General features: G+C 43.4%; 1 protein-coding gene. It reads left to right on the top strand.

Going from position 1 to position 994, the window contains the following annotated elements; translation table 11 throughout:
- Window positions 1-197 precede the first annotated feature (197 nt).
- Window positions 198-977: a transposase gene (locus HU824_RS11500; RefSeq protein ID WP_255260505.1), complete on the top strand. Its 780-nt coding sequence runs from the start codon at window positions 198-200 to the stop codon at window positions 975-977.
- Window positions 978-994 lie beyond the last annotated feature (17 nt).

Genomic DNA, 994 nt, shown 5'->3' with positions numbered 1-994 from the left:
TCTAACTGCCGAAGGAACGAAACTCACTCCTGAGTTCGTTGCTTTTTTAAAAGAAGAAGATTGAAACTACCCCGGCCAGCATAAGCTCCATAGCAGATGCTTATGGGGTAAACGGTAAACAGTTAACTTCCCAATACAAGGAGTTTATCAGCGCATACCGACAGTGGGACCAGCTAGGTCATGCCTCAGAATATGTCCTGTTCAAACAAAACATAGGTCCCGGCCTTTGTATTGACGAAACTTCTTTGAGCTGTGGAGAATTATACACAGTTGTCACTAACCGTGCTGGACGTGGTGGCAGAGGTACACTTGTGGCCATGATACGTGGCACGAAGTCTGAAGACGTCATAAAGGTGCTTGAAATGATTCATCTCTCCAGGCGCAAGACGGTCAAAGAGGTTACTTTGGATCTTTCACCGACCATGATGCGGATTGTCCGAACGACTTTTCCCAATGCCACTATGACCAATGACCGGTTTCGTGTACAGAAACTCTTTTATGAGGCAATTGATGAGCTCAGGATTACTTATCGCTGGATGGCACGGGATTTGGAGAACGATGAAATTCAGCGGTGCAAAGAGCAAAACATAGAGTATGTTCCGTTTCGATATACCAATGGTGATACCCGCAAGCAGCTGCTGGCAAGGGCCAAACATGTACTTGTCAAGCATTTCAGTAAATGGACTGAATCCCAAAGAATACGTGCGGAAATCATATTCGACCATTATCCGGAACTGAAATCAGTTTACGACTTGGCCATAGAGTTGACCAATATATATAATAAGCACTATGACAAGGATGTGGCACGTGGAAAGCTTGCCTTGTGGTACAATAAAATAGAAAAGCTTGGATACGGATGTTTCAGAACCGTAACAAATACCATGCAGAACTATTATGAAACAATACTAAACTATTTCGTTAACAGAGAAACGAATGCATTTGCTGAATCATTCAATGCAAAACCGGAAGCAGCTTGACCATGCCGAATAAAACA

The organism is Bacteroides sp. L10-4 (genome assembly GCF_013373675.1).
Classification (GTDB): Bacteria; Bacteroidota; Bacteroidia; order Bacteroidales; family Bacteroidaceae; genus Bacteroides; species Bacteroides muris.
The sequence above is the reverse complement of the archived record's forward strand: the minus strand, read 5'-3'. Positions and strand labels throughout refer to the sequence as shown.